This window comes from Curtobacterium sp. B18, from assembly GCF_000333375.1.
Classification (GTDB): Bacteria; Actinomycetota; Actinomycetes; order Actinomycetales; family Microbacteriaceae; genus Curtobacterium.
Map to the genome: position 1 here is coordinate 9192 of NZ_BACZ01000659.1, position 8368 is coordinate 17559.

Sequence of the window (8368 nt, forward strand, 5' to 3'; positions counted from 1 at the left end):
GCGCCTCCAGTCCGTGCAGTGGTCGCGTTGCGTTGCGATCCGAGTTGGCGCGACGTCGGAGCGCCTGTCGTGTGCTCGTGCGTCCCTGACTGCGCGGACCGTCTCGGCGAGCGATCGGTGACCGGACGCCTCGCTGGTGAACCGGCACCGCCCCCGAGAGCGAGCAGTCGAGCAGTGAACGCGCGAAGATCGGACCATGGAACCGTCGCATCGAACGGTGAGGGCACCGCTCGGGATCGCACTGTCCGTCGCGACGGCGTCAGGGCGAGCCGAATCGACTTGGATCCTGTTGCACGGTTCGGACGGCCACGACGGAGATGCTGGCACCGGCGGTGAAGCTGGCGGCGTCGGAGGCGAGGTAGAGGATGGCTCGGCTGACCTCGTCGGCATCATCAACGCGTCCCATGGGGTGCACGGCGCGGATCGGGGCCATGACGTCGTCGTCGCTGGGTGCGGCGAACTCCTCGATCATGGGTGTCTCGATGGTGCCGGGGCGACGGTGTAGACGCGGATGCCCTGCTGCGCGTTCTCGAGCGCGGCGGTTCGGGTGAGGCCGAGGATGGGTCCGGTCCGTGCGTTCCTCAATGCTCCGTTGGGGTGGCGGCGACCGAAACCTTTTCCAAAACGCCCACAACCAGTGCGTCACGAGCGAACCTTCAGTGACCTGTCCCAGCAGAAGGGGTTCGCAACGATGCGATCACACCACCCATCTCCGTCCTTGTTGTCTGTTCAATCCCCCCGAGGCGCGCGATTGACTACCTGGTTTGCAAGCGTCATCAGTATCGGCGCCGTCGTTGCCGTTGCGCTTGCTGGGGTCACGCCAGCCCAGGCGTACGCACCGACGCCTGGAGTGATGTACACCCCCACGTCATCCGAGGCATCCCAAGTCAACAAGGCAAACGCCGTCCTCTACCCGAAGGCCGCGTCGTTGCCGAGTGGTCGGTTGGTCGCGTCTTTCGAGCGCAGCATCGGTGACCCGGTCGGCCAGACTCTGCCGATCTACAAGAGCGACGACTTCGGCACTTCCTGGCAGAAGCTCACTGATCTTGCTTCGCCGGCAGCCATGACGAAGGGCACGTCCCGTGCCTCGGCATTCGCGAAGTACACAAGCAACTGGACGAACCCGTACCTGTACACCTTGCCTCAAGACGTCGGATCCCTGAAGAAGGGGACTCTTCTCCTGGCCAGCGTCGTGTCCGGCGATGACCCGTACTACAAGGAGCAGAAGGCAGCGGACCCCAACTGGACTCCAACGCAAGACGGCGACCGGAAAGACATCGCCATCGCTCTCTACGCTGACACCTCGGGCGCGGGCTCGTCTTGGCAGTTCCTGAACATCATCGCTACGGGTGGATGGGAGGGCTCCTACGGCCACCTTCACTCAAAGGAGAACACCTACGCCCAGAACGACCCGGTTTGGGAACCGTACCTGATGGTCTACAACGGTCAGCTGGTTGCCTACTACTCGGATGAGAACGAGTACTCCAGCTACGACACCGCCACCGGCCTCCTGACACCGGATCCAAACAACGCCACGGCGACGGACCCGGTGTCCCAAATCCTGGTGCACAAGACCTGGTCTGGTTCGTCGACGAGCGACTGGAGCGCTGCCGTCGTCGACGTTGCGGACAAGGTCGCGGGAAGCTCCTCATCGGGTCGGCCGGGGATGACCACGGTGGTCCCAACCACCGATGGCAAGTGGCTGATGACGTTCGAATTCGGGGGTGCCCGCGTTTCGGACAACCCTCTCCGATTCTGGGACAAGCCCAACGTCACGCTGAAGAACGCCGCCGGCCAGTCCATCCACAACGCAGGCTCGCCCGTGCTCATCACCGTCCCACGAGCCAACGGCAAGTGGGAGATCTTGTTCAACAACCAGGACAGTGCCAACGGCGGTGATCTTTGGGTGAACACCACCGGCACGAGCGACGGAACCTGGACGCGAATGCGCACGTCCGTCGCTGCCGGATACAGCCGAAACCTCACCTACGTTCCGCAGACTGGCCGCGTCGTGATCCTGCGGGGAACCTTCGGCAACGCGAATTCCATCGAGTACGGCGAAGTCGATCTCGGTCAGTCGATCGGGCAGTACTACCAGCTGGTCAACAAGAAGACAGGGGACGTGCTCGGCACGAAGAACACCGCGCAAGACAGCGACTTCAGCGGCGCCCGCGTGGACACCGAAGCTGCAGGGTCAGCGTCTGACGGCGACACGCAGTGGTGGCATCTGACGTCGAAGCCGAGCGGGATGACCACCCTGCTGAACGGGTCCGGCGGTCGAGCTCTCGGGATCTGGCAGGACAGCACCACGGCGGGCGCTGAGCTGGCTCTCTGGAACGACGACAACAACAGAGACAAGCTCTGGAACCTCATCAACAACGCCGACGGCACGATCACGCTGCAGTCCTCGTCAAACAGCTCGCTGTACGCAACGGCGAACGCTCGAGGATCCGCAGTGACCACCGCCACAGCCAACAGTGACGGCTCGCAGAGCTGGACCCTCGTCGCGCGCGACGGAGCGGCAGCGCGTCAGAACACTGCCTCCGGACGCTGCCTTGACGTCCCCAACGGCGCCAACGGTGCGCAGGTGCAACTGTACGATTGCGTCGGCAACAACAACCAGGCCATCACTCCGAGTCGAAGTGGCGAACTGCGCGTTGCTGGAGGATGCCTCGCCGCTGAAGCCGACCGCACCGCACCGGGAACGCGAGTCATCCTGTGGTCGTGCAACGGCAAGGCCAGTCAGCAGTGGGACCTGCGTGTTGACGGCACAATCGCGAACCAGTTGAGCGGGCTTGTGCTTGATGCAGCTGGCACCGCGAACGGCAGCCAGGTCAGCCTCAATACCCCCAACGGTTCGAGCCGCCAGGTCTTCACCCGCCGGTAGGCCATGTATCGACGATGCCGTCGTTCTCAGCTGAGAACGACGGCAACGTCGTGTGGTCCTCGGCTAAATCATCCACCGCAGCTGTCGTGCGCAGGCGGCCCGGCCGTACCGCCAACGAGAGAAGGCTCGCTTCGAGAACGTCAGATGCTGAGTAGTCAAATCCTGTGACCATGCCCGGGAGGGGGTATCGCCGATCGAGACACGTCCGTAGAGCGCTCGCTACACGCGTGACGGCCGGGACCGATGGTCCCGGCCGGCACCGATGGCTGCCTCCATCGTCGGCGACGTCACAGCTCCGTCGTCGAGCGCACCGCCCGGCTCGCGGGCGGTGACGTTGCGGCGGTGGAGCGCGCCGCAACGAGCCGGGCGAAGACGGGGGGCTTGCGTCTCCGCCCGGAGTCGAGGGTCATCTCCGCTGGTCCGGCGCGGGTCGACTGCTGCCGAGTTGCTGTGCGGCCTCGTTCGGCTCGTAGTGGAGCATCGCGATTGCTTGTGTCACGCGCCGTCGGGTGGCGGGCCTGGTGCTCGTGGGGTGGTTCAGCACGCGGGAGACGGTCTGGTGCGACACGCCTGCGAGGCGGGCGACGTCGTAGATCGTGGGTCGGGCGGTGTCCACCGGTCTCACCCGCGACGGTCGACCGCTGTCGGTACTGCCCACGCTCGATCGACTCCGACGGGTCGTGGCTTACCGACGAGCCGGACAGCGACGGTGACGCCCTGGTCCGCAGCCGACTGCGCGACGGTGAGGACGAGCGCTCCGGGCTCGACGATCCGGACGAGGTCCGGGCCGGTGAAGCCGAAGAGGTCCGTGTGCACGCTGAACGACACGTCCGCCCGCTCGCCTGGCTGGAGATGGACGCGGGCCGACGCCAGTCGGGTGCGCGCCGGTCGGGTGACGGAGGCGACCGGGTCGCTGAGGTACAGCTGCGGCACGTGCCACGCGGGCCGACCGCCGGTGTTCGCGATCGTCGCCGTCACGGTCACGTCGCCGTCGGTCGGGAGTTCCTCCCGGTCGACCGCGGCCGCTTCGACGGTGAGGGTCGAGTACGCCAGCCCGTGGCCGAACGGGTAGGCCGGCGTCGGGTCGAGGTTGCTCACGCCGTCGCTGCGGAGGGCGAGCGGTGCTGCGAGGTAGGTGCCGGGCTGGGCAGCGTCGTCACCGGGGATCTGCACCGGGAGCCGGCCCGAGGGTTCGACACGTCCGGAGAGCACCCCGGCGATTGCTGCGGCACCCTCCTCCCCGGGGAAAAACACCTGCAGCGCGCCAGCAGCACGCTGTGCGAGGTGCCCGACGGCGTACGGGCGACCGGAGACGACGACGAGGACCACCGTTGCGCCGGTCGCGAGCACCTGTTCGGCCAGGTCTTCCTGCACGCCGGGGAGCCGGAGGTGGGTGACGTCGCAGCCTTCCCCGGACGTTCCGTGGCCGAACATGCCGGACCGGTCCCCGACGACGAGGACGGTGACGTCCGATGCTGCGGCCGCTGCGACAGCCGCAGGGATGCCGGAGCGGTCGTCGCCCGAGATGCTCGTTCCACGCTCGTGCACGATCTGAGCGGTGGGGAACTCCGCGGCGATGCCGTCGAGGATCGTGGGGGCGACGATCCCGATGTCGACTCCGTCGAGGCCTGCGACGACGTGGTTGGGGAAGGAGTAGCAGCCGAAGAGCGTGCCGGGATCGTCGACCCCGGGGCCGATGACCGCGATGCTCGTGGGGCTGCTGAGGGGCAGTGTGCCGGTCGGGTTGCTCAGCAGCACGACGGACTCTTCCGCGAGTCGTCGGGCAGTGGTCCGGTTCGTCGACGAGTCGAGGTCGATCGCTGCGCTGTCCGCTTCGGGCGTCCACGTCGGATCGAGCAGGCCCAGTTCCGCCTTCTGCGTCAGCACGCGGAGCGCTGCACGGTCGATGGCGGCGACGTCCAACGTGCCGTCGTCGACGGCGTCGAGCAGGGCCTGACCGAACCCGAGGGTGTGGGGCAGTTCGACGTCCATGCCTGCTGTGAGCGCGAGCACGCCGGCGTCCTCGACGGTCTCCGCGATCCGATGCGTGGACTGCAGGAACGGCACGGCCCAGTAGTCCGAGACGACGGTGCCGGTGAACCCCCACTGGTCGCGCAGGAGTTCGGTCAGGAGCCGACGGTCGGCGGCGGGCGGGACGCCGTCGACGTCGGCGTAGGAGTTCATGACCGACCCGACCCGCTCATCGACCACCGCTCGGTGGAACGGCGGCAGGACGACGTCGGCGAATTCGCGGGGGCCCATCGATACCGGGGCGTGGTTGCGTGCGCCTCGAGATGCTGAGTAGCCGGCGAAGTGCTTGAGCGTCGCGATGACACCGGATTCCTGCAGTCCTCGGACGTAGGCCGCGGCGAGCTCGCCGACCAGCGCGGGGTCCTCTCCGAGGGTCTCCTCCACGCGGCCCCACCGGTAGTCACGGACGACGTCGAGCACCGGGGAGAGCCCCTGGTGGACGCCGACGGCGCGCATGTCGCGTCCGATCGCGCGCGCCATCTGCTCCACGAGTTCCGGGTCGTTCGTCGCCGCCCACGCCAGTGGTGTCGGGAAGACCGTCGCGGTCCATGCCGTGAACCCGGTCAGGCACTCCTCGTGGGTGACGGCGGGGATCCGGTGTCGGTTGGCGCGCATCACCCGACGTTGCAGGTCGATGAGCTTCGCGCGGCCCTGTTCGACCGTGACCGGGGCGGTGCCGAAGATCCTGGTGATCTGGCCGATGCCGTCGCGGACGGCGTCGTCGAACGGTTCGGCGCGGAGCAGGGTGTCCTGCATAGGAGCCACGTCGCCACCGGCGCCTTCCGCGTCCGGCCAGGTGCTGCCCAGCTGCTGGACCTTCTCGCGGAGCGTCATGTCCGCGAGCAGTGCGGCAGCGCGTTCCACGGCGTCGACGGTGGGGTCGTTCCACCGTGCGGTGGGGGCTTCGATGGTCATGCTCGTTCCGATCAAGCTCGGGGGGAGGGGTTCCCGGTGCCACGGGATGGCGGTGCGGTGGTACTGCGGACGACGAGTTCCGTGGCGAGTTCGCTGCGTTTGGTGACGAGGCTCTCGCCGCGTGCGAGGCGCAGCAGGGTGATGAGCGCGGTGCGGCCGATGTCGGCGATGGGTTGGTGCACGGTCGTCAGCGGTGGGGTCGCGAGCCGGGCGATGGCCGTGTCGTCGAAGCCGACGACGCTGAGGTCGTCGGGGACGGTGAGGCCTGCTCGCCGTGCGGCCTCCAGCACCCCCATCGCGGAGACGTCACTGCCGGCGAAGATCGCGGTCGGACGCTCCGGGGCGCTGAGGAGGGTGGTGGCGGCGGAAAAGCCGTGGTCGAAGGTGTAGCTGTGCCTGGGGACGGCGGTCGCGTCAACGGTGAAGCCCGCTTCGAACATCGCAGCCGCCCACCCGTGCGCTCGCGCGACGTCGCATGCTGCTCCGTCCGGGCCGCCGATGTAGGCGATGTCGCGGTGGCCGAGGTCGAGCAGGTGTCGGGTCGCCTCGTAGGCGCCTTGCCAGTTCGTCGCGCCGATGCTCGGGATGCTCGTCCGCGGCACGTCGATCGGGTCGACGAGCACCATCGGCAGTGCCACGGCACGGAGCGCTCGAGCGCGTGCGGCGGAGAAACCGCTGGTGAGCTCGATGACGCCACTACGTCCGGAGCGAGCGAGCTTCTGGGCCCACGGGACGGGGTCGCGTCGTTCGACGCCGGTGAGGTTGCGCATGGTGATGCCGACCTCGAACTGCCCCGCCGCCTCCATGACGCCCTGCAGGAACGTCGAGATGTAGGGGTTGGCGATGTCCTTCGCGTCGACGAGCAGCTCGATGCTCGTCTCACCGCGTTCGTGGCTGCTGCGCTGTCGTTCCCCGATGCTGACGTACCCGAGCTCGCCGATGGCGTGTTGCACGCGGGTGCGGGTCTCCGTGCCGACGCCGGACCGTCCGTTGACGACCTTGGACACGGTGCCGATGGACACGCCGGCAGCCTCGGCGACCGCGGTCAGGGTCGTGCGGTGCCCGACGCCGGTCCGGATCCCGGCAACCGGCGCGCTCATTTCCCGAACCCCGCGGTGATGCCGGCGACGAGCTGCCGTCGTCCGACGAGGTAGAGCGCGAAGATCGGCAGGGTGGAGAGCACGACGGCGGCGAGGGTCGCCGGGACGTTGACGCTGAACTGCCCCTGGAAGGTCCACAGCGACAGCGGCAGGGTGCGCTTGTCGGGACTCTGGGTGAGCACGAGGGGGAACAGGAACCCGTTCCACACCGTGAGGGCGTCGTAGATCACCACCGTGATGATCGCGGGGCGCGCCAGCGGGGCGACGAGTGACACCAGGACGCGCCAGTTGGAGGCTCCGTCGACGCGCATCGACTCGAACAGCTCGTTCGGCAGGTCACGGAGCGAGTTGCTCAGGATGAGGACGGTCAGCGGGATCGCGAACCCGATCGACGGCAGCACGAGTGCGGTCAACGAGTCGTAGAGCCCGGCTTTGCTCATCATGTAGAACAACGGGATGATCGTCGCCTGCAGCGGTACCGCCAGCCCGACGAGGAACACGGAGAACACACCCTTCGTGAAGCGGGTGTTGGACCGGACGATCGCGTAGGCGGCTGCGAGGCTCACGGCGACGGTGACGACGACGCTGGCGACGGTGACGACGAGGCTGTTCGCGAGATAGAGGAAGAAGTCGCTCTGCAGCACCAGTGCGTACTGGCTGAAGGTCGGGTTCGTGGGCGGGACGAGCTGGTTGCTGGAGAAGAAGCCGTCCTGGGGGCGGACGCTGGTGATGACGATGTAGTAGATCGGCAGCACGATCACGGCGAGCCAGACGTAGCCCCCGATCGCGCCGAGGACGTTCGACCTCCTCGAGCTTCGCCGCGTGGTGCGCTGCTCCGCGTCTCGCCCGACCACGACGGCACGGGTCTCGTCGGTGAGTGCACTCATCAGGCGCCTTCCTGCTGGCTGGTCATGCGGGTGAAGCCACTGAACTTCGTCAGCACCAGGGACACGGCGAGGCCGATGACGGCGAGGATGATCGCCAGGGCGCTGGCGGTGCCGAACTGGGTTGCGGAGAAGCCGGTGACGTACATGTCGATGGGGAGGATGTTGATCGCGTCGGACGGTACCCCGCCGGTGAGGACGAAGACGACGTCGAAGTACGTCAGGGACCCGGTGATCATGAGCGTCGAGGACGTGACGATCGTGTACCGCAGCTGCGGCAGGGTGATGGCGAGGAACTGCTGCAGCCGTCCGGCGCCGTCGATCTCCGCGGCTTCGTAGAGGCTCGCCGGGATCTGCCGCACGCCGCCCTGGTAGAGCAGCGTGTGCAGGGGCACGAACTGCCACGCGATCACGAAGACCACGACGGGGAGGATCAGCTGCGGGTTGCCGAGCCAGTTCTGCTTCAGCCACGACACTCCGAGCGAGGCGCCGAGTCCGAAGTTGGAGGTCCAGGATCGCCTGAACGCCAGTCCGATCGCCGCGAGGACAGG

7 protein-coding genes are annotated in these 8368 nt (G+C 67.5%); 1 reads left to right on the plus strand and 6 read right to left on the minus strand.

The annotated features are described in order from the left end of the window. Positions 1-259 precede the first annotated feature (259 nt). On the minus strand, positions 260-472 hold the full coding sequence (locus I5E_RS27125) for an SDR family oxidoreductase (RefSeq protein WP_083858031.1): 213 nt from the start codon (positions 470-472) through the stop codon (positions 260-262). A 381-nt stretch (positions 473-853) separates the two neighbouring features. On the opposite strand from I5E_RS27125, the gene I5E_RS17745 reads away from it, so the two are divergent. Further along, positions 854-2887 (plus strand): RICIN domain-containing protein, encoded by a 2034-nt coding sequence (locus I5E_RS17745; RefSeq protein WP_222836486.1) that lies wholly within the window; start codon positions 854-856, stop codon positions 2885-2887. 406 nt (positions 2888-3293) lie between these two features. Here the strand turns inward: I5E_RS17745 and I5E_RS17750 are convergent, their stop codons facing one another. The 5 genes from I5E_RS17750 to I5E_RS17770 form a co-directional block, all read right to left on the minus strand. Further along, complete coding sequence (locus I5E_RS17750) at positions 3294-3503, minus strand: LacI family DNA-binding transcriptional regulator (protein WP_022908169.1); 210 nt, start codon at positions 3501-3503, stop codon at positions 3294-3296. Between the two features lie 5 nt (positions 3504-3508). Further along, positions 3509-5833, minus strand: a complete 2325-nt coding sequence (locus I5E_RS17755) for a beta-glucosidase family protein (protein ID WP_022908170.1) — start codon at positions 5831-5833, stop codon at positions 3509-3511. An 11-nt stretch (positions 5834-5844) separates the two neighbouring features. Then, complete coding sequence (locus I5E_RS17760) at positions 5845-6933, minus strand: LacI family DNA-binding transcriptional regulator (RefSeq protein WP_022908171.1); 1089 nt, start codon at positions 6931-6933, stop codon at positions 5845-5847. Continuing rightward, entirely contained in the window at positions 6930-7820 is an 891-nt protein-coding gene (locus I5E_RS17765) for a carbohydrate ABC transporter permease (RefSeq protein WP_022908172.1), read from the minus strand. The genes I5E_RS17760 and I5E_RS17765 overlap by 4 nt, the downstream gene beginning before the upstream one ends. Beyond that, positions 7820-8368, minus strand: a 549-nt coding sequence (locus I5E_RS17770) for a carbohydrate ABC transporter permease (RefSeq protein WP_022908173.1), incomplete at its 5' end; no start/stop codon positions are given. The genes I5E_RS17770 and I5E_RS17765, both read right to left, overlap by 1 nt.

What these genes read in the sequence shown, in the direction of transcription:
- I5E_RS27125 (WP_083858031.1), bottom strand. Translation starts at nt 472, where the DNA reads ATGATCGAGGAGTTCGCCGCACCCAGCGACGACGACGTCATGGCCCCG.
- I5E_RS17745 (WP_222836486.1), top strand. Translation starts at nt 854, where the DNA reads ATGTACACCCCCACGTCATCCGAGGCATCCCAAGTCAACAAGGCAAAC.
- I5E_RS17755 (WP_022908170.1), bottom strand. Translation starts at nt 5,833, where the DNA reads ATGACCATCGAAGCCCCCACCGCACGGTGGAACGACCCCACCGTCGAC.
- I5E_RS17760 (WP_022908171.1), bottom strand. Translation starts at nt 6,933, where the DNA reads ATGAGCGCGCCGGTTGCCGGGATCCGGACCGGCGTCGGGCACCGCACG.
- I5E_RS17765 (WP_022908172.1), bottom strand. Translation starts at nt 7,820, where the DNA reads ATGAGTGCACTCACCGACGAGACCCGTGCCGTCGTGGTCGGGCGAGAC.